This window comes from Pseudomonas frederiksbergensis (assembly GCF_003732665.1).
Taxonomy (GTDB): Bacteria; Pseudomonadota; Gammaproteobacteria; order Pseudomonadales; family Pseudomonadaceae; genus Aquipseudomonas; species Aquipseudomonas frederiksbergensis_G.
Genome location: NZ_MOBP01000012.1, coordinates 587,151 through 610,096, shown reverse-complemented (window position 1 = coordinate 610,096; position 22,946 = coordinate 587,151). Strand labels below are relative to the sequence as shown.

Below are 22,946 nucleotides of genomic sequence, written 5' to 3'. Positions count from 1 at the left end.
GCCGGCCAAAACACCAAAAATCCCGAATCAAAAAAAGGGACCCGCCAACAAGCAAGTCCCTCCTTTGATAGTTCCCACGCGCCCCCCCTGTAGGAGCGAGGCTTGCCCGCGAAGACGTTGTGTCAGTCACTATCAATGTTGAATGTGCCGACGCTTTCGCGGGCAAGCCTCGCTCCTACGGGGTGGTGTGTCGGCGAGTGGAGGTGTTTACCAGATCGGCAAGGTGTAGCTGACGATCAACCGATTTTCATCCAGATCACTGCCAAAGTTAGTCGAGCGCACGGTCGCATTGCGCCATTTCACCCCAACGTTCTTCAGCGGGCCACTCTGCACGACATAGCCGATATCGGTATCGCGCTCCCATTCCTTCCCCTCCGGACGATTGCTCCCCAGATCGATGTTGTCGCCCGTCAGGTAGCGGGTCATGAAGGTCAACCCCGGCACGCCCATGGCCGCGAAGTTGTAGTCATAACGCGCCTGCCAGGACTTTTCATCTTTGCTGGCGAAGTCGCCGATCTGCACGAAGTTGACCAGGAACGCATCGGTGCCATTGATGTAGGCAAACCCGGTGTCGCCGCTCATGCCCTGATAACCCAGGCCCAGCGCATGCCCGCCGAGGCTGTAGGTGAACATCGCCCCCAACGCCTTGTTATCGACGTTGCTGCCGCCATCGTCGGTGGAGCGGGCAAAACGCAAATCGCTCTTGAACGACTGGCCCGCCGTCACCGGCAACACGTAGGTCAGGTTGACCATATGCTGGCTGTACAAGTTGTCGAGATGGCCATAGCTGTAACCGGTGGCGAGGTTACCGGTCCATTTGTAGTTGAGGCTGGCGAAGTCGAAGCTGTCGCTGGTGGCGTGGGGCGTGACGATGCCTTTGGCGCCGGTCCGGGTGATGCCCATGTCTTCGTAGTCGGAGGAATCGCGCTGGTTGACTTGTTTCAGGCGCCCGCCGTCCACGGTCAGGCCTTCGACTTCCAGCGAGGTCAACTGACCGCCCTCGAACGTCTGGGGCAACAGCCGCGAATCGTTGGCCAGCACCGTCGGCAACTTGGGCAGCAAAGTGCCGAGTTTCAACGTGGTTTTGGAAGCGCGCACCTTGGCGGTGACACCCAGATCACCGTATTCATCCTGGGCACCTTTGCGGGTGGTGCGATGGCGTTGCAACAGGCCGGAACCGGCGCGATCCGGGCTGGAATCGAGTTTGACCCCGAGCAAACCAATGGCATCGACACCAAAACCAATCAACCCATCCGTGAAGCCAGATTCATAGCGCAGCAGAAAACCTTGCGCCCATTCCTCTTGCTTGGATTGCGCGGCGTTGTCCTGGCGAAAATCGCGGTTGAAGTAGAAGTTGCGCAGCTCCAGGCTGGCCTTGCTGTCCTTGATAAAGTCCGCTGAAGCGGGGGCCGATAGGCTGATGACGCCGCTGGCCAATAACAGTCGGGTAGCGAGCGTGCGGGTGTGACGGTCCATGGTGAAGCCCCTTTATTTTTATTGTTGGAATAGTCGGCCATGCACCCTCGCCAGACAGGCGAGGGCTTGTTCAGTAAAAAACGCGAACGCCCAAAGAGAGGAGCGGGGCGGGCGCCGCGTGCGGTTCAATCGTTAGAACTGTTCGGCGCTCAGGCCATACAACGAGGCGCTGCCGGCGCGAATGGATTGCTCCAGGCTCAAAATGCGCGGCAGCAAACGCTCGATATAGAAGTCAGCGGTGGCCATCTTCGCCCCATAAAAGGCGGGATCTTCACTGCGCTTTTTCTTCGCGACCTGGGCCATCCGCGCCCACAGCCAGGCGTAGGCCACGTAGCCAAACAAGTGCAGGTATTCCACCGAAGCAGCGCCGATTTCATTGCGGTTGGTCGCCGCCTGGTCTTGCAGCCAGTCGCTGAGGTTTTCCAGGCGCTGCACGGCGTCGAACAGTTGAATGGAGTAGGGCGCATCGGGCTGATGGGCGAAGTGTCGGATCTCGCCGGTGAACTGGCGCAGCGCCACGCCGCTGTCGGCCAGAACCTTGCGCCCGAGCAGGTCCAGGGCCTGGATGCCGTTGGTGCCTTCGTAAATTTGCGCGATGCGCACGTCACGCACCAATTGCTCCTGGCCCCATTCGCGGATGTAACCGTGGCCGCCGAACACTTGCTGGCCGTGGATGCAGCTTTCCAGGCCGGTGTCGGTGAAAAACGCCTTGGCCACGGGCGTCAGCAGCGCGACCAGGGTTTGCGCGTTGTCACGCTCCCGGGCGTCATCGGAGAACTTCGCCAAATCCAGTTGCTGGCCGACGTAACTGGCAAACGCGCGGCCACCTTCGGTCATGGCTTTCATGCTGAGCAGCATGCGGCGCACATCGGGGTGGACGATGATCGGGTCAGCGATCTGGTTCGGGGCCATGGCGCCGGTCGGCGAACGGCTCTGCACCCGTTCCCGGGCGTACTTCACCGCGCTCTGATACGAGGCTTCTGCACAGCCGATGCCCTGAATGCCAATGGACAGGCGTTCGTAATTCATCATGGTGAACATCGCCGCCAGGCCTTTGTTGGCTTCTCCCACCAGCCAACCGCTGGCGCCGTCGAAGTTCATCACGCAGGTGGCCGAGGCCTTGATGCCCATCTTGTGTTCGATCGAACCGCAACTCACCGCATTGGCATGGCCGAGGGAACCGTCGGCATTCACCAGCACTTTGGGCACCACAAACAGCGAGATCCCTTTAGGCCCGGCCGGCGCGTCCGGCAGTTTGGCCAGCACCAGGTGGATGATGTTTTCGGTCAGGTCCTGATCCCCACCGGTGATGAAGATCTTGCTGCCGCTGAGCTGGTAACTGCCGTCGGGCTGGGGTTCGGCGCGGGTGCGGATCAGCCCCAGGTCCGTGCCGGCGTGGGCTTCGGTCAGGCACATGGAGCCGGCCCAGCGGCCTTCGTACATCGGCGGCAGGTAGAGGTTTTTCAGTTCTTCGCTGGCGTGGGCATCGATGGCCAGACAGGCGCCGGAACTCAATGCCGAGTACAGCGCAAAGCTTGAATTGGCGCCGTAGAGCATTTCTTCGAACTGCACGGAAAGCATCTTTGGCATGCCCATGCCGCCGAAATCGGCGTTTCCGGACAACCCGACCCAGCCACCTTCGATGTAAGTGGTGTAAGCCTGTTTGAAACCGATCGGCGTCGTGACCTGGCCATAGACCCAATGCGCGCCTTCTTCGTCACCGCTGCGATTGAGTGGCGCAATCAGGTGCGAGGTGACCTTGGCCGCTTCCTCCAGAATGGCGTCGGCAGTGTCGGCATCGACGTTGTCGGCCAGGGCCGGCAGGCGCGCCCACAGGGCCGGGGCGTCGAACACTTCATGCAGCACGAAGCGCATATCGCGCAGGGGAGCGTTGAATTCGGGCATAACGTGAACCTCGTTGGGACGGTGGGCACGGCGCCGCAACGGCGGGCCGTGCTTTTTCAATCAATGACTGGAAGCGCTGGCGGCGCCGAGACCGGTTTGGGCGCGCACGAACTGGTCGGCGTAGGCGTCGCGTTCCTTGTCGGCGCGCACGCTGCGGTCGAGTTTCGACACGACCACAATCACCAGGAACGCCAGCGGCATGGAGAACAGCGCCGGGTGGTCGTAGGGGAAGATCGCGTGGGCATGGCCGAGCACGGTGACCCACACGGCTGGCGACAGAATCACCAGCACCAACGCGCAGATCAGCCCGGCGAAACCGCCGAGGATCGCGCCTTTGGTGGTCAGGCCTTTCCAGTACATGGCCATGATCAGCACCGGGAAATTGGTCGACGCGGCGATGCCGAAGGTCAGGCCCACCAGGAACGCGACGTTCATCTTCTCGAACAGAATGCCCAGCAGAATCGCGACGATGCCCAGGCCGACGGTGGCCATGCGCGTGACGCGCATTTCCTGTTTCTCGCTGGCCTTGCCTTTCTTGAACACCGTGGCGTACAGGTCATGGGAAATCGCCGAGGCACCGGCCAGGGCCAGCCCGGAGACGACCGCCAGAATGGTGGCGAACGCGACTGCCGCCAGGAAACCGAAGAACAGGTTGCCGCCCACCGCTCTGGCCAGGTGCATGGCAACCATGTTGCCGCCGCCGATCAAGGCGCCGCCGACTTCACCGTTGACGTAGTACTGCGGATCGGTGCCGATGATCACCATCGCCGCGAAGCCCAGGGTGCAGACCACGAGGAAGAAGAAACCGATGAAACCGGTGGCGTAGAACACCGATTTACGCGCTTCCTTGGCGTTCGGCACGGTGAAGAAACGCATCAGAATGTGCGGCAGACCAGCGATCCCGAATACCAGGCCGAGAGACATGGACGCAGTGTTGATCGGGTCGGCGAGCATCGCGCCCGGGCCCATGATGTTCCAGCCACTGGCGTGGGCCTGGACCGCTTTGGCGGCGAGGGTTTCGTAGCTGAAACCGAATTGCGACATGGCCATGACCGCGAGGGTCGTGCCACCGGCCAGCAACAACACAGCCTTGATGATTTGCACCCACGTCGTCGCGATCATCCCGCCGAAAATCACGTACACCAGCATCAGCGCACCGACGATGACCACCGCAACCGGGTAGTCGAGGCCGAACAACAATTTGATCAACTGCCCGGCACCGACCATTTGCACGATCAAGTAGCAGCACACCACCGTCAGCGAACCGAACGCGGCGAAGATCCGTACTTTGTTCTGGTCCAGGCGATAGGACACGATGTCGGCGAAGGTGTAGCGTCCCAGATTGCGCAAACGCTCGGCCATCAGGAAGGTGATGATCGGCCAGCCGACGAAGAAGCCGATGGTGTAGATGAAACCGTCGTAACCCTTGGCAAACACCAGGCTCGACAGCCCCAGCAACGTGGCGGCGGACATGTAGTCACCGGCAATCGCCAGACCGTTCTGAAACCCGGTGATGCCGCCACCCGCGGTGTAGAAATCCGAGGTGGATTTGGTTTGCCGCGCCGCCCACCAGGTGATGCAGAGCGTGCCGAGCACGAACACGAAGAACATGCTGATCGCATTCAGATTGAGCGGCTGTTTCTCCACCGCGCCCGTCAACGGTGCAGCGAGCACAGCGCCGGACGACATCAACCCTGCACCGGCGAGGAATAGCTTCTTGAGCAGCTTCATCACTTGCTCTCCTCAAGAATCGCCGCGCCGAGTGCATCGAAACGGGTGTTGGCGCGGTAGACGTACCACCCCGTCAGCAGCCAGGAAAAAATGATGATCGCCGCGCCCACCGGCATGCCCAGGGTCAACATCCGGTGCTCACCGAGCGGCGCATGCAGCCATTGCGGGGCAAACGCCACCACCAGCATGAACAGGTAGTAAGTGCACAAAACCGTGGCACTCAACGTCCAGGCCAGGCGTGAACGGCTGCTGACCAGTTGGAGGAATTTCGGATTGGCGCGAATCCGTTCGCAACGCTGGGTGTCGGTTGAATGGATGTCGATCATCGGTAGCTCCACATTGTTTTTGTTGTCGGTGTGTGGGGGCAGGGCGAGGGCGCGCCGAATTGAGCGCGCACGAGCCCGAAACGGCAGGTTCGCGACCTGCCGCTTGAAGCGTTCAGCGTGGGTGAGGGTTAGAGCGCCTGGGCCCTGTCGCGCAGTACGTATTTCTGGATCTTGCCGGTGGATGTCTTCGGCAACAGGGTGAAGATCACGGTGCGCGGCACTTTGAACCCGGCCAGGTGTTCGCGGCAGAAGCTGATGATGTCCGCCTCGCGCACGTCCTGGTGATCAGCCTTCAAGGTGATGAAGGCGCAGGGTGTTTCGCCCCATTTTTCGTCGGGACGGGCCACGACAGCGGCTTCCATCACACCTGGGTGGCGGTACAGCACGCCTTCGAGCTCGATGGTGGAAATGTTCTCGCCGCCGGAGATGATGATGTCTTTGAGCCGGTCCTTGATCTCGACATAACCGTCGGGATGACACACCGCCAGGTCGCCGGTGTGGAACCAGCCGCCCTCGAACGCTTCGGCGGTGGCGGTCGGGTTTTTCAGGTAGCCCTTCATCACGGTGTTGCCGCGCATGAAGATCTCGCCGATGGTCTTGCCGTCCCTCGGGGTCGGTTGCAGCGTCGAGTCGGCGACCATGACGCCTTCCAGCGTCGGGTAACGCACGCCCTGGCGCGATTTGATCTGCGCCCGCTCATCCAGCGGCAATTCATCCCATTCGGCATGCCAGGCGCACAGCGTCACCGGACCGTAGGTTTCGGTCAGGCCATAGACGTGGGTGACCTTGATGCCCATTTCTTCCACGGCGCCGATGACTTTGGCCGGCGGCGCGGCGCCGGCGACCATGGCGTTGACAGGGTGATCGATGGCGGCTTTGGCCGAGTCCGGCATGTTGACCAGCGCATTGAGCACGATCGGCGCGCCACACAGGTGAGTGACCTGGTGTTCGCGAATCAGGGTGAGGATTTTCTGCGGATCGACCCGACGCAGGAACACATGCACGCCGGCCAGCGCGGTGATGGTCCACGGGTAGCACCAACCGTTGCAATGGAACATCGGCAGGGTCCAGAGGTACACCGGATGGTTGCCCATGGCCCAGGTCATCTGGTTGCCCAGGGCGTTGAGGTAGGCGCCGCGATGGTGATAGACCACGCCTTTCGGGTTGCCGGTGGTGCCGGAGGTGTAGTTCAGCGAGATGGCTTGCCATTCGTCATCCGGCCATTGCCAGGCGAACGCCGGGTCACCTTCGGCCAGCAATGCTTCGTAGTCCAAATCACTGACGGCCTGGCCTTCGCCGTATTCCGGGTCATTGACGTCGATCACCAGCGGCGGGTGATCGAGCATGCCGATGGCCGCGTGGATCACCGTGTGGAACTCGCGATCGGTGATCAATACCTTGGCTTCGCCATGTTGCAGCATGAACGCGATGGCCTCGGCGTCCAGCCGTACGTTGAGCGGGTTGAGCACCGCACCGATCATCGGCACGCCGAAGTGCACTTCCAGCATCTCCGGGATGTTGGGCAGCATCACCGCGACGGTGTCGTCCTTACCGATCCCGCGACCGGCCAGGGCCGAGGCCAGGCGTCGGCAACGGCTGTAGGTCTGCGCCCAGGTGCGGCGGATCGAGCCGTGGATGACGGCGGGGTAGTCGGGGTAAACGTGGGCGGTGCGCTCGAGGAAGCTGAGCGGCGACAAGGCGATATGGTTGACAGCCTTAGGGCTAAGCCCTTGTTCGAAGATCGACATGGCGGGTACTCGGTGGCTGATTGTTAGCTCTATGGCTGACCTTTGAGCGTAGCCGCTGAGGTCAACTTTTATGTCCGGTCTGCTTTATATAACAATCAACCCTAGATATGGAAGTACAACCTAGGTTGTATAGTATAAGTACTATATTAAATTCTTCAGGCGCTAAATGAATGCGGCGATTCCTCCACGGCCGGTATATTCTTGGCCTTCCCTACGCAGTGGACCGGTGATGACGCCTGACTCCCCCTTATTGAGCCATGACCCACAGCCCAGCGTGCTGCTCGATAGCCAGGGTCAGCCGCTGGAGTTGAATGCGACGCTGCGGGCACTGCTCGCGCAGCATCCGCACAGCTACGTGCTCGGGTTCCTGCCGAAAAATCATCGCGACCTGGTGCGCGCCAGCCTGGCGCAGCAGCGCGCTATCGAAGGGGTCGAAGCGCAGTTTCAGACGCAGATTCTGATCTGGACCTTTATCCCCGATCCGCCCAACAACCGCGTGTTCGCCCGTTGCCTCGTGGCCACCGCCCAAGTGCTGGCCGAGCGCGAAGCGGCCACGGCGCGGCGGCTGTACCGGCTGATCATCGAGAACACCACCGATCTGATTTCCCGGCATACCCCGGACGGGCGCTTTCTGGATGCATCGCCGGCCTCCTGGACCTTGCTCGGCTATTGGCCCGAAGCGCTGCGCGGGCAAATGGCCCAAGGCTTGTTTCACGGCCAGGACCTGGCGAATCTGGTGCAAACCGCCCGCGATGCCCTGGAGCAGAACGGTTATCACACCATGACGTATCGCATCCGCCATCGTGACGGGCATTACCTGTGGTTCGAAACCGCCAGCCGGGCGATTCGCGAGACCTACACCGGGGCGGTGGTCGAAGTGGTGTGCGTGTCCCGGGACATCACCGCCCGGGTGCAGGGCGAAGAAAAGCGCCGACGCCTGGAAGACGAACTGGCCCACACCGCACGCCTGGTGACGCTGGGGGAACTGGCCTCGGGCATCGCCCACGAAATCAACCAGCCACTGGCGGCGGTGGTCAATTACGCCAACGCCAGCCAACGCTATATGCAGGCGCTGGCGACCAATCCCCAGGCGGCGGAACGGGTGGCCCAGGGCCTGGAACGCATCACGTTGCACGCCACCCACGCCTCGGAAGTCATCCGGCGTTTGCGCGGCTTCCTGCGCAAGGGCCAGCGGCGCATGCAGGCGCTGAACATGGTGGATGTCGCCCGTGAAGCGGTGCGGTTGTGCGCCTGGGAAGCGACCCAATGCCAAGTGACAATCGAGGATCGACTGCCGGATAATCTGCCGCCCGTTTACGCCGACCGGGTGCTGCTGGAACAAGTACTGCTCAACCTGCTGCGCAACGCCATCGATGCCAATCGCGAACAACATCCGGGCCGCCCGTCGCTGATCGTGATGGCTGCGGGGCAGGGCAGTGCGGCCACGGTGGAGATCAGCGTGCAGGACCAGGGGCCGGGCGTCAGCGAGCCGGAACTGGAGCAGATATTTACCCCGTTCTACACCAGCAAACCGGATGGCCTGGGCCTGGGATTGTCCATGAGCCGCAGCATCATCGAAGGTTTTGGCGGCGAGTTGCGGGCGCGCCGGCAACCGGTCGGGCTGCTCGTTTACTGCCGTTTGCCACTGGCCGGCCCCATAAAACAACAACAGGAATGACGCAATGGCAGGTGTGACGGAGCACGTGGTTTACGTGGTCGATGATGATCAAGGCATGCTCGATTCGACGGTTTGGCTGCTGGAATCGGTGGGCCTCAAGGCCTTGCCGTTTACCAGCGGCGTCGAATTTCTGGAAGCCTGCGATGCACGGCTCAATGCCTGCGTGCTGCTGGATGTGCGCATGCCGGGCATGGGCGGTTTGAACGTGCAGGAAGCCATGCGCGAACGGGAACTGAACCTGCCGATCATCTTCGTCAGCGGCCACGCCGACGTGCCCATCGTGGTCCGTGCCTTCAAGGCCGGCGCCCATGACTTCATCGAAAAGCCCTACAACGAACAGCTACTGCTCGACAGCGTGCAACAGGCCCTCAGCAACTGCGCGGCCAATCGCTCGGGCAATCTGGGCCATGAAGAATTGCAGGCTCGCATGCTGACCCTGACCCCGCGAGAGCGCGACGTGTTGCTGCCGCTGGTGCAGGGTTACACCACCAAGGAAATCGCCGAGCAATTGGGTGTCAGCGCCAAAACCGTCGATTTGTACCGCTCGCGGGTGATGAAGCGCATGCAGGCCAATACCTTGCCGGATCTGGTAGGGATGGCGATCGCGGCGCAAATGGTCGATCCGCTGAAACTGCGTTAAGCCAGACCGGACGTCCCGCCGTCGTCCTGACTCACTGGGCTTGCGCTAGCATGGAAGAGGAGCAAGTCACTTAGTCGAGCGCGTTCTCTGTCGATCACAGGGACCGGAGGAGGCGTCTTGAAACCCTTTCTGCCCAGGCCCAGCGCCTCAACCCTGAACATGTTGCGCGAAGGCTGCCTGCAACGCCGGGAAGCAGTGCCACAACTGTTAACGGAAAAAGCGCTGATCCCCGGCATCCCTAATGCGCGCTACTGGCTGGATCATGACCTGAGCGCGTTCATCCGGGATGCGAGCGAGGCCAACGTTCGAGAGTACGCCGCGTTCGGCAGTCTCGACGGGCCGAATGAAATGCTGCCGTTGGCCGATATGCTGGCCGTTTCGGGAGGGGGCGACGCCGGCACGTTCGCGGCGGGCATCATTGCCGGATGGACCCTGCATGGGAGCCGACCGGTGTTCAAGGTTGTCACTGGCATCAGCGCGGGGGCGCTGGTCGCGCCTTTCGCTTTCCTGGGGCCCGAGTACGATGCGGTGATTCAGGGGATCTGCAACGGCATCGGCCCCAAAGACGTGTTCCATTCTCGAAGTATGCTGACTCGCCTGGCGAGCGACGGCATCGCGGACAGCAAGCCGTTGGCGCGCCTGATCGCCAAGTACGTCACGGCCGAGGTGCTGGCGGCCATCGCCGCGCAATACATCAAGGGACGCCTGCTGATGATCGGCACCACCGACCTGGATGCCGGGCGCCCGGTCACCTGGAACATGGGTGCGATTGCCGCCAGCGGAGCACCGGGAGCGCTGGACCTGTTTCGCAACATCATGGTCGCGTCGATGAGCATTCCCGGCGCCGTGTCACCGGTGATGATCGACGTGGAAGTTGACGGCAAACAGTTTCAGGAAATGCACGTGGACGGCGGCGTGCTCACCCAGGTGTTTCTTTATCCGCCGGGCACGGTGATGGCGCTGAACCAAGTGACCGGTGCGCGTCTGCGACGGGAACGGCATTTCTACGTGATTCGCAACGGCAAACTGGAACCGCAGTGGTCCGGCACCAAGCGCCGTACCTTGAGCATCGGCGGTCGCGCCATCAGCACGTTGATCCAGACCCAAGGGATCAGCGACCTGGATCGTATCTACCGCATTGCGCAGCAGGACGGAGCGGACTTCAACCTGGCCTACATCGGCGCCGATTTTGATGGTTCTCGCACTCGCAAATTCGATGGCGAATACATGAAGCGTCTGTTCGATTACGCCTTTCAACTCAGCGCTAAAGGCTATCCGTGGCATAAATCGCCGCATAGCTGAGCGAGCCTATTGTTCAAAGCAGGACACCAGAAAACCCATCACCGCCTGCACCGCCGGGGTATGCCGGATATCGCTGTGCACCACCAGCCACACATCACGGTCAAGACCCGTACCCACGGACGGTATCGCTTGCAGGCCGTAGCGCTCGCCAAGGAAATACGGGAGTGCCGCGACACCCGCGCCTGCCTGTGCAGCAGTGGCCTGGATATTCAGATCATTGCTGCGCAGCAGGATCGGTCGATCACCCGCCTGCTGCTTGAGCCAGGTCTGTTGCGGGGACTGTTCCATGGTTTCGTCGTAGGCGATGAAGGCCAGGTCTTGCGCGGCGGTGACGGCTACATAGTCAGCCGAGCCGTACAGGTGAAACGGCAGCGTCGCGACCTTGCGGGCCACCAGATCCGGTTCCTTGGGGCGGCTCAGGCGTACGGCAATATCGGCTTCGCGCCGCGACAACGACGCGCTGCCCAGGCTGCCAATCAACTGCAAGGACAGCTGCGGATAGTTCGCCCGCAATTCACTGATACGAGGCGCAATCAGGGCGCAGGCCAGTGCGGGCGGGGCACTGATCGTCACTTCGCCGGCGTAGCTATCCTGTCCGGCCAGCGCGCTGCGCTGTACCGCGAAGGACTCGCTCTCCATGCGGCGGCCCAACTGGGCAATGCGTTCCCCGTCCTCGGTAATGACATAGGAGCGCGGGCGTCGATCCACCAACTTGAGGTTCAGCGAACTCTCCAGCGCACTGATGCGCCGCGCCACCGTAGCGTGGTCGACCTTGAGCGCCCGCGCCGCCCCCGATAACGACTGTTCCTGGGCGAAGACGATGAAGTAGCGCAGATCCTCCCAATCGAACATGGGCGTTTTCTCACATTAAGGGTGAACAAATGGGGAATTTTGCCCCATAGGCAAGCCTGCAAGAATCGTTCAAAACCTGATGAGCAGGTTTGCACGTTCATCGCACGATTGCCGAGGAAACAGCCATGTCAAAATCAACGCCTCTCGCGTATGCCGGTATTGTCGGCGCCACGTTTTTCTGGGGCACCAACTTCAATGCCGGCGCCTATATCATCAAGAGCATGGCACCGATCAGCGCGTCCATTGAGCGCTTTGCCATCTCGACCCTGTTGCTCGTGCTGATTTTCAGTCTGGCCGGTCAGTTGCGGCTCAGCACGTTGAAGAACAACCTGCTGGCCTTTATCGGCCTGGGCCTGCTTGGGTTTACCGCGTTCAGCCTCGCGACCTTCTTTGGCCTGCAAACCACCACACCGATTAATGGCGCACTGATCCTGGCGACTACGCCGCTATGGACCATGATCTTTGCCGTGGTGCTTGAAGGTGAACGCATTGATCGTGGTCGTGCCATCGGCCTGATATTGGGGTTGCTGGGCGTTGGCCTGGTGATCACCCGTGGGGATATCCAGGTGCTGCTCGGGCTGAAAGTGGCCAGTGGTGACGCCATGATTCTGGCCGGCAGTATGGCTTGGGCCGCAAACATGGTTGGCACCCGGCGCTTCGTCAAAGACTCCACACCACTGGAAACCACGACATTTTCCATGTTGTTCGGGGTGATCGGTTTGATCGTACTGGGCTTCATCTATGAAGATCCGCTGGCCGACATTCGCAATGCTTCGCTGGCCATTCATGGTGCGGTGATCTATCTGGCGGTCTTCGGATCATTGATTGCGTACCTGCTGTGGTTCAAAGGCATCCATGCCATAGGCGCCGCTCGGACTTCGATCTTCTTCAACCTGGCGCCGGTGTTCACCATGCTGGTGTCGTCGATCCTCGGAGTGTTGCCCAATGTGTGGCAACTGCTCGGTGCCGGCGGCGTGATCCTTGGAGTGGTGTTTGCTTCGGGCCTGGTCTTCAGTCCGGCTCAATCCAAGCCGATCATGTCACGGTGAACTTCCAGAGCATTGCGCTCGACCCAGTTGTGCGCCAGCAAGCCATCGGGGCGCACTTCCCAGACGGCTGTGCCGAGCATTTCGAAAGGGCTGTTGCACGAGCGCCCACCGATGAACCCTTGGTTTTTTCCGGTCAACTTCCAGCGGGAGGCGACGCGGGTGCCTTGGGCGTTCTGGAACGTCTCGATGGCGCCGAATTCGAAGTCTTTGATGGTCGAGAGGAAGGCGCCAATCCAGCGAATAAAGGCCTCGCGACCAACAATATCGACGCCGCCGGACGTGATGACGAAGTCTTCGGCAACGAAGCGCTCGGCGGCTTGCGGGTCTTTGGCCTGCCACACCTCGCGCCAGAAGCTTTCAACGATTTTTACGGCTGTTCTATCGGTCATTTCAAACACCTCGTTTCAGATTGAGCACGATGTTCGGTGCTTGCCATCCAGAACTCAAACGCATAAATCTTATGGCATCCAGTTGAAAGGCGAATTGTCCATGCAAGCCAGCGACCTTGAAATAGACCTGTTGCGGGCGTTTATCGCGGTGGCGGAGACGGGCAGTTTCACGGCGGCAGGGGACGTGATTGCGCGGTCGCAATCGGCGGTCAGCCAGAAGATCATTCGGCTGGAAGACATCCTCGGCCTGCGTGTATTCGAGCGCACCAGCCGCGCACTGACCCTGACCCCCGACGGCGAACGTCTGTTGGTGGGCGCACGCAAATTGATGGTGCATGTCGAGACCTTCATCCGCGAAATCAAAGCCCCCGCAACGGTGAATCTGCTGCGCCTGGGGATCTCCGAGAACTTGGTGCTCACGCAACTGCCGAAGTTGTTATCGCGCTTTTGCAAGGCGTACCCCGACATTCACCTGGAACTCACCACCGGTTTGAGCCACGACCTGCTGGCCGACCACGAAGCGGGATTGCTGGACGTGGTGATTGCCAAGCAAAAAGCCAATCCCGCCGCACAACGGGGACGGGTCATCTGGCGCGAGCCTTTGGTCTGGATCGCCGCGCAGGATTTCGACATCGAAGCCTCCAAGCCCTTACGCCTGGTGATGATGCGGCCGCCCTGCGCGTACCGGGGCATCATGATCGAGGCCCTTGCGTCCGTTCGGCGGGAATGGGTATCGGCCTGCCTGGCCAGCAATTTGATGGGGGTTCAGGCCGCCGTTGCCGGCGGGCTGGGCATTACCGCGCTAGGTACGTCGTTTCTGCAAGAAGGGATGCGGATTGTCGAACCGTCGGAAAAGTTGCCCACCTTGCCCAGCACCGAAGTGGCGGTGATTGGCGACGATGTGCGCACTCAGCATCTGGTCCAACCCTTGGTGTCGTTGCTGACCGAAGGGCTGATGTCGGGTCCACGTCTGGCCTGAGCATTTACCGGGGCAGGTCAGCCGTACACAACTCCCCGGTGGCGCGGATCAGCGCCAGTTCATGCAATGGGTCCGTGGCCAGGCTGGCGCGTGCCTGGGCGATCCAGTTCGCGCAGCTTGGGTCGTTTCGAAAAGGCGCGAAGTCGGCGTATTGCTGCAACAGGCGGTTTTGCAGCTCATCCAGGCGCGGACGGATTTGCTGGGCCAGGTCCGGGCGCGGGGTATCCGGCGCCTTGCCGGCCGCTTGCCATTGGGCCAGTAGGCCGTATTGCACCAGTTTGTTGGCTTCCATCTGCGCCGCCAGTAATTGGCCGACGTCTTCCGGATCGAGTTTGCGATCCACGGCCAGCTTCTTGGCGTTGGCGATGACTTGCGCTTCCCGGGGGCTGTCCTGGATCGGTTTGCCGCTGTCCCATTTGGTCAGGGCCACAAGATCACCGATGTGCAGGCGTTCATTCAAGGTCACCAGCAGCGGTTGCAAAGCCTTGGGGGGCGAAGGTTGCGCATTCGCCTCGGCGCTGAGGACAGCGAGGCCTAGGGCGGCAAAACACAGAATCTGGAGTGGCAGTTTCGGTTCGAGGCTCATCAATGGGTATCCAGGGACGGGATTAGAGATTGATCACTACTTTACCGATTGCCTGGCCTGCGGCAACGACGGCGTAGGCATCATTGACGTTTTCCAGGGTAAAGCGCCGATCATCCAGCAGCACCCGCAGTTGTCCGGCTTCGGCCATGCGCGTGGCTTCGGCGAGGATTTCGCCGTGGTGCTTGCGGCCCTTGCCAGTGATCAACGGCAGCAGGGTGAAAACCCCGGAATAGGTCGCACCCCGGAACGACAGCGGCGCGAGTTTGTGTTCGCCCCAACCCAGGCAACTGACGACGTGGCCGGTGTAGGCCTTCAACAGGTTGAAGGAGGCGTCCAGCGTTGCACCGCCGACCGTGTCGTACACGATGTCAAACCCTTCGCCGCCGGTGTGTTGTTCGAGGTAATCGGCCGGCAACTGGTTGCGGTAATCAATCGCCGTGGCACCGAAGCCCTCGATGATCGCCAGGCCTTTGCCACTCCCGGTGGCGAACACCTCGGCCCCGCGAGCCTTGGCGATTTGCACGGCAACATGCCCGACGCCACCGGCGCCACCTTGCACCAACACCTGTTGCCCTGCGCGAACATTGGCCCGGTCCACCAAACCCTCCCACGCCGTGATGAAAATCAGCGGCAGGGCGGCGGCTTCGCGCATGCTCAAATTGCCTGGCTTGCGCGCCAGCAAATCGGCATCGACGGCCATGTACTGCGCCAGCGAACCCTGGTTGCCGCCAATCCCGCCGGCCATGCCGTAGACCTCGTCGCCGATGTTGAAGGCTGTGACGTCTGCACCCACCGCTTCGACGATCCCGGCCAGATCCATCCCCAACACAGCGGGCAACGGCTGCCGGGCATGAGCGCCCTGGCCGCTGCTGATCTTGGTGTCCAATGGGTTTACGCCACTGGCGATGATTTTGACCAATACCTGGCCTGCGCTGACGTCAGGCATCGGCAGATTTTGCACTTGCAGCGGGGCGCCGGGGGTAACAGCGAGGGCGGCGCGCATGGTTTTCTGGTTCATGGGGAACTCCTGATGACATTAGGGGCGATGGCCACAGTCTCCCGCAATGGATGAATGCCGATAAGACGATAAATACCTATAGTATTCATTCCAATTGATCGCCAAGTGGGCCGTGATGGATACGTTAGAAGCAATGGCAGTTTTTATGCGGGTGGTGGAGCGCGGCAGCTTCTCGGCCGTGGCCCGGGAGATCGGCCTCAGCCAACCGACCATCAGCAAACAGATCGGCGCCTTGGAAACCCGGCTAGGCGGACGCCTGTTTGCTCGCAGTACACGCAACCTCAGTCTGACGGACGAAGGCCAGCGCTATTACGAGCACTGTCGGCAGATCCTGGCGGCCGTCGACAATGCCGAGCAGAGTTTCCAGACCGGCCGGGAGCGGGTAGCGGGGCCATTGCGCATCGCCTCTTCCGGCAGCTTTGGACGAATCCAGATTGCGCCGCGACTGCATGGTTTTCTCCGGCAACATCCCGACGTGACCATCGATTTGCAGTTGAGCGACGAGAACGTCGATCTGGTCAGCGAAGGGATCGATATCGCCGTGCGCATTGGCGAGCTGAAGGACAGCAGCCTGGTCGCCCGGCAAATCGGCCTGACCCGCCGCCGGGTTTTCGCCGCTCCTGCGTATCTCGAACAGCACGGCGTGCCGGCGACCCCGGACGATCTGACCCGCCATAACTGCCTGGTCTTCAATCAACTGGAACACTTCGACACCTGGCGTTTGGAGCACGACGGCCAATGGCGCAGCGTGCAGGTCAAAGGCAATGTGCGCAGCAACAACAGCGAGGCGATTCGGCAAATGGTCCTGAGTGGGTTGGGGCTGTCGCTGTCGCCGTCATGGTTGTTTCGCGAAGATTTGCAGGCCGGGCGGGTGTTGGCGCTGCTTGAAGGGTACACACCCTCATCGCTGCCGATTCATGCCGTGTTTGCGCCGGATCGTCGGCAATCGGCGCGGGTGCGGGCGTTTACCGACTATCTGCGAGATGCCTTTGCCGACGATGGCGATGTTGGCCTGGGTTGAATCAACCCAGCGGTTCAGCCGTACAACTCATTTCTCCGGAACCGGGTTTCTGGAAGCGAGCCTCGCTGCCGTCCTGCCAGAAGTTGTAATTACCCTGGCGATCCTTGCCCGTGTACCGAGCACCGGCATCACTCGGCACCTGGCTCAGGGTGACCGACGTGTTCGCCCATTTCAGGTACACCACCGCCGGTTGGGTGCTGAAGTACGTCGCGGCAATCGGCGTGTTGAACCCGTTGCAACGAATCGTCTGCGGGCCTTCGGTGAGGCGGTCCGGGTCTTTGGTTCGCACAATGGCCGAGCCTTGGCGCAACTGATGGGCGCGTTCGGCGTAACGGCGGACGGTGCACGCCTTGGGCTCCGGATCGGAGGCGCATTGATTGCGTTCCGAGGCCCAGAATTGCTGGTCGACGATGATTTTGTCCGGCGCCGGTACGGAACGTTGATCCGTGAGCGCCAGGCGATACAGACGCGTCAGTTCCATGTCCATCTGCAACAGTTGCGGGTCGCGGCAGATCAGTTTTTCGACGGTGGCCTTGGCCTGGGTGCAATCGAACGTGGTCTTGAGCGGTGGTGGCGGGTCGGCGGCATGGGCCCAGGTGCTGGTCGCCGCGCACAGGCTGGCAGCGAACAGACCGCTGAAAAGGGACGTGAACGTTTTCATGTTGGCTTCACCCAGCTCATTACGTGATGCCCGGATTGTCGTGGGACCTGTCGATCCATGAGCAGTCATTCGTTCGCAGTGGGTGTAACGCAGTGTAAGTCAGCAGGCGGAACTTGCCACACCGCCCGGCGGCCGCAGTGTCGGGAAACGCCGCGGCTCAGGTGTGATCAAGCCTCGCGCTTTACCACCGCCGGTTTGGCGGGCTCAAGTCGCCCGCGTACGCCGTTCCTCGACCTCGGCCAGGACGGCAAGGTCCTTGTCTCCGTCGCCATGGGCAATGGCGTCCAGCAGATTGGCGCGGATCAGGTCGGCGGTCGGCATCTGGACGGCAACCTGCTCGGCCGCGGCGCGGATCAGCTCGACGTCCTTGAGCCCAAGGGACGCTTTGAACGCCGCCGGTTCATAGCGACGTTCGCCGATCAGCGCGCCGTAGCCTTGATAAACCGGGCCGGTGAATATGGTGCTCGACACCAGGTCGATCAGCGCGGCAGACGGAAGATCGTGACGGGTGACCAGGACCGCGGCTTCGCTCATGGCTTGCACCGCCGACACCAGCAGGAAATTGGTCGCCAGCTTCATGGCGTTGGCGCTCGACGCCTTGTCACCCAGCCGCCAGGTCTTGCACCCGATCAGATCGAGCAGCGGTTGAACGAGATCGATGGCCGGGCCAGGGCCAGCGGCGAGGACGTTGAGCTGACCCAGAGCCGCGACGTTGGGACGTCCCATCACCGGCGCGGCGATGTAGTCGATGCCCTGCGCTTCATGCAGCGCGGCCAATTCCTCGGCGAAAGCCACGGCGATCGTCGCCAGGTTGACATGAATCAGCGGTCCCTTGAGCCGGGCCAGCAGCCCGGAGTCCAGCAACACGGCACGCAGCGCCTTATCGTCCGCCAGCATGCTGAACACGACGTCTGCGCTGAAGGCCTGGTCTGCGCTCGTCGCAGCCTTTGCCCCGAGCCCGACCAGTTTTTGTACCGCCTCGGGTGAGCGATTCCACACCCAAACCTCGTGGCCACTCTTCAAAAGATTGGCCGCAATCGCCTGGCCCATGCTGCCAAGCCCCAGAAATCCGATTTTCATGAGCGGTGTTCCTCTGTTTGCGTTGTTCATGACAGCAGAAGCTACTCCGCAAGCGACCTCGTACCAAGGTGTCGGTTTGCTGAATAAGCCATTCGTCCCGGTTTTAACGCGCAAACAAAAGCCCGGGATCTCCGGGCCTTGTTCCAGGCGCATGAAGCGTCAATCAATAGCGCTGATATTTCGAACCGAACTCAGGACGGTTTTCCGCCACCGTCACGCCGCCGATCACGGCGTTAGCCGGGGTGAACAGAGCAACACGCTCGCGCAATTCCTGCAGACGGTCGGCGCCACCTTCAGCCACGCGGTTCTGGATCAAACGGTCGGAACCGCCTTCAGCGACACGATTCTGGATCAGGCGATCGGAACCGCCCTCGGCTACACGATTGTGTTGCAACCGGTCCGAGCCACCTTCCACCAGCAATTGCCGGGTCTGGTTGTGGGGCGCCGCATTCGCGGTATTGGCCGAAGCCAGGTTCGACAGGCCGAGGCCACCAACCAGTGCCAGACCGAGTACCAGGGACGAGACTTTCGAGAAGTTGAACATGGGTGATTCTCCGTGCGTTTAGTTTGAGTGGCTCGGTAGCTGCTGCTATCCGGTGAGCACAGTTAAACGCCCGGATGTATCGCTGATGTGTGCGTGAACGCTTTGAAATCGGTGTTTGCGTATCTGCCTGGGGTTCATATACAGACGGATACAAAAACGCCCCGACGTGTTGTCGGGGCGTTTTTGTTCAGGCGCGTGCTGACCTTATTTCAACACCAGCAAGGTATAAACCCCGGCCTCGCTTTCGATCCCATGGGTGTCATGGGTGAAGCCCGGGAAGGATTTGTCGAAAGCCTCCAGCGCCTTGAGGTACGCCAGCAACGGCCCGTCCGCAGGCCCGGCGTTCTCGCCCGGCATCAGCAACGGAATGCCCGGCGGATACGGCACGATGCCGGTGGCGACGATACGTCCGGCGGCTTGTTCCAGGGTGACCCGCTCGATGTCGTTGCGCACCAGCTTCTCGTAGGCCTCCACCGGGCTGAATTCGGCTTTGGGCAGCATGCCGAAGGCCTGGGCCATGTTGGCGGTGGTCTTGTGTTTTTTCATGGCGGCGAAGATGTCATCGGCCAGGTCCTTGAGGCCCATGCCGGCGTATCGCGTCTGGTTGGCGGCCAGCAGGTCCGGCAGGCACAGTTCCAGTTCGACGTTGTCGTCATAGTCGCGCTTGAAGTCGAGGAGGGCGTTGACCAGGGTGCCCCACTTGCCTTTGGTGATGCCGATGGAGAACAGGAACAGGATCGTAAAGTCGGTGGTTTTCTCCACCACGATGCCTTGGCGACCGAGGTACGCCGTGAGCACGCACGCCGGGATGCCCGATTCGAGCAGGTTGCCGTCGTCGCCCATGCCGGGGCTGAGCACCGAGACTTTGATCGGGTCCAGCATGCAGTAGCCGTCCTCGATGTCGCCGAAACCGTGCCACACCTCGTTCGGGTGCAGGACCCAGCAGTTCGGCTCGGTTTTCAGCAGCACCGGATCGACTTCATGGAACGCCACGCTCGTGCCGCCAACGTGTACCGACGGCGGCTGCCAGCAGGTGAAAAACCAGTCGTCCTTGCTCAGCATCTCGTTGTGCATGCGCGAGATGACCTGGCGGAACGAGACGGCTTCTTCGATGGATTCGCTGGTGAGGATCTGCCCACTCGGGGCTTCCATCATCGCCGAGCTCACATCGCAGGAGGCCATGATCGCGTAGTTGGGCGAGGTCGAGGCGTGCATCATGAACGACTCGTTGAAGCGCCCGTGCTCGATGGGATTGCGGCCGTTGCGCACGTGAATCATCGAGGCCTGGGAGAGGGCCGCCAGCAGTTTGTGGGTCGATTGAGTGGCGAACACGGTGGGCTTGGACGCGTCGTGATCGTCCGGGCTGCCGTGCATGGCGAAGCGGTCGCGATACAGCGGGTTGAACCGTGCATAACCGTACCAGGCTTCATCGAAATGCAGGCGGTCGACGCTCTGGCCCAGCAGCTCTTCGACCCGGGTGACGTTATAGGTCAGGCCATCGTAGGTGGAGTTGGTGATGATCGCGTGAACCGGCGTCGGGTCGATCCCGTCCTTGACCAGCGGGTTGTTGGCGATGGCCGCTCTGACGCCTTCGGCACTCAGGGTTTGCGGCAGGATCGGGCCGATGATGCCGTAGCGGTTGCGAGTCGGCACCAGGTAGGTCGGAATCGCCCCGGATAACGTCATCGCGTGTTCGGCGGACTTGTGGCAGTTGCGGTCGCACAGGGCAATCTGATTGCGCGTGACGCTGGCCATGAGGATGACGCGGTTGGAGGTCGACGAACCATTGGTCACGTAATAGGTGCGGTGCGCGCCGAAAACCTTGGCCGCATAGCGCTCGCCCTGGCCGATCGGGCCACTGTGATCGAGCAGGGAACCGAGTTCGCCGACCGAAATCGACAGGTCGGAACGCAGCAGGTTTTCTCCGAAGAACTCGTAGAAGGCCCGGCCAGCAGTGCTTTTCAGGAACGCGGTGCCGCCGGCGTGGCCCGGGGTGTGCCAGGAATATTCATAAGTACGGGCAAACTTCACCAGAGCGCCGAACATCGGCGGCAGCGCAGCCTGGCGATAGCGTTCGATGGCGGCCAGGATGCGGCCGCTGAGGAAGCGGCTGGTGTCCTCGGGCAACCAGATGAAGTCGTCGGCGTGCTGCATGACCACCAGCGGAATGCTCGACGCGGTGCTGCGGTCGCTGATCAGGAACACCGGCACGCGGGTGTTGCGCTCGCGTAGGCTGACCAGCAGCTTGATGCATTCTTCGTGGCCTTCACTTTTGTCCATTTCCCAACTGAGCAGCACGCATTGCACGGCCGGGTCAGAGCGCAGGATCGACGTGGCGTCGCTCAGGGTTTCCGAGGCGATGACGTGGACGGCGCGTTCTTCCACATCGTGGACCAACTGATCCAGGGCACGGCCGAACACGGTGCGTTTGTCCGGCGGGTTGCTCACCAACAGCGTGAGCATCCCGAGGGTTTGTCGATATTCCGTCATGATTGAGGCTCCAAAGTGGCGGATTGCAAGCGGTTGACCGGCACCGGCTCGCCCGTGATGTGCTGCGCGCTGACCGTTTGGGTCGGTACGCTGTTATTGAGTGCTTCGAGGCGGATCAGGCGGTTATTGACGAAGCCGAACAGCGTGTAGCCGAAGATCGTCGCCACGCCGCCGAGCATCAGCGCCTGCTCGCCGGAACTGTAGAGCGCCAGGTAGCTGTAGGCTGCCGCGACCCAGGCAATGATGTTGGTGGCCAGCGCCTTGCCGGCCGGCACGTTGGACACTTTTTGCATCGTCGCCAGCGCAGCCATGGACAGGATGTACGGCACCAGATTGGTCACCACCGCGAGGTTGACGAGGGTGTCGAACTGCTTGCTCAAGTCCGGGCTGATGGTGAGCAGGCCCAGCGCAGTCTGTCCGGCGAGCAGGATCAACATGCCGACAATCGGCGTGCCGGCCTTGTTGGCCTTGGCGAAGATCGGCAGGAAATAACCGGTGTCCGCCGAGCTCTTGAACACCTGGGCAATGGTGAACTGCCAACCGAGCAGCGAGCCGACGCAGGCCAGAATCATCGCCGCCATCACGATATCGCCGATCAACGGCGTGAACATCTTGGCGAACACCAGCCCGAACGGGGCCGTGGAGGAGGCCAGCTCCGGGTTGGAGACGATACCGGCGATGACGTTGGTGGAAACGATGTAGATCACCGCCGCCCCCAAGGTGCCGCCGAGCACGGCAATCGGTACGTTTTTCTCCGGGTTTTCCACGGCGTCGGTGTTGGCGCACGCCGATTCCAGCCCAAGGAATGCCCACAAGGTGATCGCCACTGAAGCGCCGGCGGCTTCGAACCAGCCCTTGTCGTGGGGGTTCCAGCCAGCGGCGTAGATGCTGCTGTCGAACCAGAACCAGCCGACCGTCGACACCAGCACCACCGGAGCGATGACACCCCACACAGTCACCGCGCCGATGCGCCCGGTAATCCGCGCACCACCGAAGTTGGCGAACGTGGTGATCCACAGCAGGGCAATCGTCGCCAGGCCCACTTGCAGGGAGTCCAGCTTCACATCGAACAACACCTGGATGTAGCCAACCGCCGTAATGCTGATTGCCACATTGGCAATCAACAGCGATACGCCGTAGGTGTAGTTGGTCAGGTAGTTGCCCGCCTTGCCGAACGTGTATTCGGCATAGCCTCCCATGCCGCCGGTCTTGCGACTGAGCATCCCGCACCGGGCAAAGGCATACGCCAGGGCCAGCGAGCCGGTGGCGGTAATTAACCAGGAAAGAATCGAAATGGCGCCGACTTCGGCGAGTTTGGTCGGTAAAAGCACAATGCCTGAGCCCAACATGTTGACGGCCGTCAACATCGTCAGTTGCCCCACACTCATTTTCTTCGCGACTGACATTCCGTTGCCTCATTGGATTGCATTGGGGAATTTTAGATATAGCAAAATATCGTGAGGGTGCAAGA

General features: G+C 61.3%; 20 protein-coding genes. 6 read left to right on the top strand and 14 right to left on the bottom strand.

Translation table 11 applies throughout. The features are described 5' to 3' along the window. Positions 1 to 207: 207 nt before the first annotated feature. The 5 genes from BK665_RS19965 to BK665_RS19945 form a co-directional block, all read right to left on the bottom strand. Positions 208 to 1,476: an OprD family porin gene (locus BK665_RS19965; RefSeq protein WP_123408350.1), complete on the bottom strand. Its 1,269-nt coding sequence runs from the start codon at positions 1,474 to 1,476 to the stop codon at positions 208 to 210. 132 nt (positions 1,477 to 1,608) lie between these two features. After that, positions 1,609 to 3,381 (bottom strand): acyl-CoA dehydrogenase C-terminal domain-containing protein, encoded by a 1,773-nt coding sequence (locus BK665_RS19960; RefSeq protein ID WP_123408349.1) that lies wholly within the window; start codon positions 3,379 to 3,381, stop codon positions 1,609 to 1,611. 60 nt (positions 3,382 to 3,441) lie between these two features. Then, a complete protein-coding gene (locus BK665_RS19955; RefSeq protein WP_221179267.1) occupies positions 3,442 to 5,070 on the bottom strand; it encodes a cation acetate symporter in 1,629 nt (542 codons plus the stop codon). 41 nt (positions 5,071 to 5,111) lie between these two features. Next, positions 5,112 to 5,438 carry a DUF485 domain-containing protein gene (locus BK665_RS19950; RefSeq protein WP_123408347.1) on the bottom strand — a complete coding sequence of 109 codons (327 nt, stop codon included), beginning with the start codon at positions 5,436 to 5,438 and terminating at the stop codon, positions 5,112 to 5,114. 128 nt (positions 5,439 to 5,566) lie between these two features. Next, complete coding sequence (locus tag BK665_RS19945) at positions 5,567 to 7,186, bottom strand: acyl-CoA synthetase (RefSeq protein WP_123408346.1); 1,620 nt, start codon at positions 7,184 to 7,186, stop codon at positions 5,567 to 5,569. Positions 7,187 to 7,415: 229 nt separating this feature from the next. On the opposite strand from BK665_RS19945, the gene BK665_RS19940 reads away from it, so the two are divergent. The 3 genes from BK665_RS19940 to BK665_RS19930 all read left to right on the top strand — a co-directional run bounded on the left by BK665_RS19940 (position 7,416) and on the right by BK665_RS19930 (position 10,806). Then, entirely contained in the window at positions 7,416 to 8,864 is a 1,449-nt protein-coding gene (locus BK665_RS19940) for a sensor histidine kinase (RefSeq protein ID WP_123408345.1), read from the top strand. A 4-nt stretch (positions 8,865 to 8,868) separates the two neighbouring features. Beyond that, positions 8,869 to 9,504, top strand: coding sequence for a response regulator transcription factor (locus tag BK665_RS19935; protein ID WP_123408344.1), 636 nt, complete (start codon positions 8,869 to 8,871; stop codon positions 9,502 to 9,504). A gap of 117 nt (positions 9,505 to 9,621) precedes the next feature. After that, positions 9,622 to 10,806 (top strand): patatin-like phospholipase family protein, encoded by a 1,185-nt coding sequence (locus tag BK665_RS19930; RefSeq protein ID WP_259699633.1) that lies wholly within the window; start codon positions 9,622 to 9,624, stop codon positions 10,804 to 10,806. A gap of 6 nt (positions 10,807 to 10,812) precedes the next feature. Here BK665_RS19930 and BK665_RS19925 read toward each other — a convergent pair whose 3' ends face one another. Next, a complete protein-coding gene (locus BK665_RS19925) occupies positions 10,813 to 11,658 on the bottom strand; it encodes a LysR family transcriptional regulator (RefSeq protein ID WP_123408342.1) in 846 nt (281 codons plus the stop codon). 125 nt (positions 11,659 to 11,783) lie between these two features. Between BK665_RS19925 and BK665_RS19920 the strand changes: the two genes are divergently transcribed. Continuing rightward, positions 11,784 to 12,707, top strand: coding sequence for a DMT family transporter (locus BK665_RS19920; protein WP_123408341.1), 924 nt, complete (start codon positions 11,784 to 11,786; stop codon positions 12,705 to 12,707). On the opposite strand, the gene BK665_RS19915 is transcribed toward BK665_RS19920, so the two are convergent. After that, positions 12,680 to 13,096, bottom strand: coding sequence for an ester cyclase (locus BK665_RS19915; RefSeq protein ID WP_123408340.1), 417 nt, complete (start codon positions 13,094 to 13,096; stop codon positions 12,680 to 12,682). The two genes, BK665_RS19920 and BK665_RS19915, sit on opposite strands and share 28 nt — an antisense overlap. A gap of 100 nt (positions 13,097 to 13,196) precedes the next feature. Here BK665_RS19915 and BK665_RS19910 point away from each other — a divergent pair, with 100 nt between their 5' ends. After that, on the top strand, positions 13,197 to 14,075 hold the full coding sequence (locus BK665_RS19910; protein ID WP_123408339.1) for a LysR substrate-binding domain-containing protein: 879 nt from the start codon (positions 13,197 to 13,199) through the stop codon (positions 14,073 to 14,075). A 4-nt stretch (positions 14,076 to 14,079) separates the two neighbouring features. Here BK665_RS19910 and BK665_RS19905 read toward each other — a convergent pair whose 3' ends face one another. Both BK665_RS19905 and BK665_RS19900 read right to left on the bottom strand, forming a co-directional pair. Further along, positions 14,080 to 14,661 carry a chorismate mutase gene (locus BK665_RS19905; protein ID WP_123408338.1) on the bottom strand — a complete coding sequence of 194 codons (582 nt, stop codon included), beginning with the start codon at positions 14,659 to 14,661 and terminating at the stop codon, positions 14,080 to 14,082. Positions 14,662 to 14,683: 22 nt separating this feature from the next. Continuing rightward, complete coding sequence (locus BK665_RS19900) at positions 14,684 to 15,679, bottom strand: zinc-dependent alcohol dehydrogenase family protein (RefSeq protein ID WP_123408337.1); 996 nt, start codon at positions 15,677 to 15,679, stop codon at positions 14,684 to 14,686. Positions 15,680 to 15,794: 115 nt separating this feature from the next. Here BK665_RS19900 and BK665_RS19895 point away from each other — a divergent pair, with 115 nt between their 5' ends. After that, positions 15,795 to 16,700 (top strand): LysR family transcriptional regulator, encoded by a 906-nt coding sequence (locus BK665_RS19895; protein WP_123408336.1) that lies wholly within the window; start codon positions 15,795 to 15,797, stop codon positions 16,698 to 16,700. Position 16,701: 1 nt separating this feature from the next. Here BK665_RS19895 and BK665_RS19890 read toward each other — a convergent pair whose 3' ends face one another. The 5 genes from BK665_RS19890 to potE form a co-directional block, all read right to left on the bottom strand. Next, complete coding sequence (locus BK665_RS19890; protein ID WP_123408335.1) at positions 16,702 to 17,361, bottom strand: MliC family protein; 660 nt, start codon at positions 17,359 to 17,361, stop codon at positions 16,702 to 16,704. Positions 17,362 to 17,565: 204 nt separating this feature from the next. Beyond that, positions 17,566 to 18,441, bottom strand: a complete 876-nt coding sequence (locus BK665_RS19885; protein ID WP_123408334.1) for an NAD(P)-dependent oxidoreductase — start codon at positions 18,439 to 18,441, stop codon at positions 17,566 to 17,568. Between the two features lie 163 nt (positions 18,442 to 18,604). Then, positions 18,605 to 18,985 carry a hypothetical protein gene (locus BK665_RS19880; RefSeq protein ID WP_123408333.1) on the bottom strand — a complete coding sequence of 127 codons (381 nt, stop codon included), beginning with the start codon at positions 18,983 to 18,985 and terminating at the stop codon, positions 18,605 to 18,607. A 204-nt stretch (positions 18,986 to 19,189) separates the two neighbouring features. Continuing rightward, positions 19,190 to 21,475: an Orn/Lys/Arg family decarboxylase gene (locus BK665_RS19875; RefSeq protein WP_123408332.1), complete on the bottom strand. Its 2,286-nt coding sequence runs from the start codon at positions 21,473 to 21,475 to the stop codon at positions 19,190 to 19,192. Then, positions 21,472 to 22,881 carry a putrescine-ornithine antiporter gene (potE, locus tag BK665_RS19870; RefSeq protein WP_123408331.1) on the bottom strand — a complete coding sequence of 470 codons (1,410 nt, stop codon included), beginning with the start codon at positions 22,879 to 22,881 and terminating at the stop codon, positions 21,472 to 21,474. The genes BK665_RS19875 and potE overlap by 4 nt, the downstream gene beginning before the upstream one ends. Positions 22,882 to 22,946: the final 65 nt, after the last annotated feature.

Coding starts and splice junctions, on each gene's coding strand:
- BK665_RS19965 (WP_123408350.1), bottom strand. CDS start 1,476: ATGGACCGTCACACCCGCACGCTCGCTACCCGACTGTTATTGGCCAGC.
- BK665_RS19960 (WP_123408349.1), bottom strand. CDS start 3,381: ATGCCCGAATTCAACGCTCCCCTGCGCGATATGCGCTTCGTGCTGCAT.
- BK665_RS19955 (WP_221179267.1), bottom strand. CDS start 5,070: ATGTCGTCCGGCGCTGTGCTCGCTGCACCGTTGACGGGCGCGGTGGAG.
- BK665_RS19950 (WP_123408347.1), bottom strand. CDS start 5,438: ATGATCGACATCCATTCAACCGACACCCAGCGTTGCGAACGGATTCGC.
- BK665_RS19945 (WP_123408346.1), bottom strand. CDS start 7,186: ATGTCGATCTTCGAACAAGGGCTTAGCCCTAAGGCTGTCAACCATATC.
- BK665_RS19940 (WP_123408345.1), top strand. CDS start 7,416: ATGACGCCTGACTCCCCCTTATTGAGCCATGACCCACAGCCCAGCGTG.
- BK665_RS19935 (WP_123408344.1), top strand. CDS start 8,869: ATGGCAGGTGTGACGGAGCACGTGGTTTACGTGGTCGATGATGATCAA.
- BK665_RS19925 (WP_123408342.1), bottom strand. CDS start 11,658: ATGTTCGATTGGGAGGATCTGCGCTACTTCATCGTCTTCGCCCAGGAA.
- BK665_RS19920 (WP_123408341.1), top strand. CDS start 11,784: ATGTCAAAATCAACGCCTCTCGCGTATGCCGGTATTGTCGGCGCCACG.
- BK665_RS19915 (WP_123408340.1), bottom strand. CDS start 13,096: ATGACCGATAGAACAGCCGTAAAAATCGTTGAAAGCTTCTGGCGCGAG.
- BK665_RS19910 (WP_123408339.1), top strand. CDS start 13,197: ATGCAAGCCAGCGACCTTGAAATAGACCTGTTGCGGGCGTTTATCGCG.
- BK665_RS19905 (WP_123408338.1), bottom strand. CDS start 14,661: ATGAGCCTCGAACCGAAACTGCCACTCCAGATTCTGTGTTTTGCCGCC.
- BK665_RS19900 (WP_123408337.1), bottom strand. CDS start 15,679: ATGAACCAGAAAACCATGCGCGCCGCCCTCGCTGTTACCCCCGGCGCC.
- BK665_RS19895 (WP_123408336.1), top strand. CDS start 15,795: ATGGATACGTTAGAAGCAATGGCAGTTTTTATGCGGGTGGTGGAGCGC.
- BK665_RS19890 (WP_123408335.1), bottom strand. CDS start 17,361: ATGAAAACGTTCACGTCCCTTTTCAGCGGTCTGTTCGCTGCCAGCCTG.
- BK665_RS19885 (WP_123408334.1), bottom strand. CDS start 18,441: ATGAAAATCGGATTTCTGGGGCTTGGCAGCATGGGCCAGGCGATTGCG.
- BK665_RS19880 (WP_123408333.1), bottom strand. CDS start 18,985: ATGTTCAACTTCTCGAAAGTCTCGTCCCTGGTACTCGGTCTGGCACTG.
- BK665_RS19875 (WP_123408332.1), bottom strand. CDS start 21,475: ATGACGGAATATCGACAAACCCTCGGGATGCTCACGCTGTTGGTGAGC.
- potE (WP_123408331.1), bottom strand. CDS start 22,881: ATGTCAGTCGCGAAGAAAATGAGTGTGGGGCAACTGACGATGTTGACG.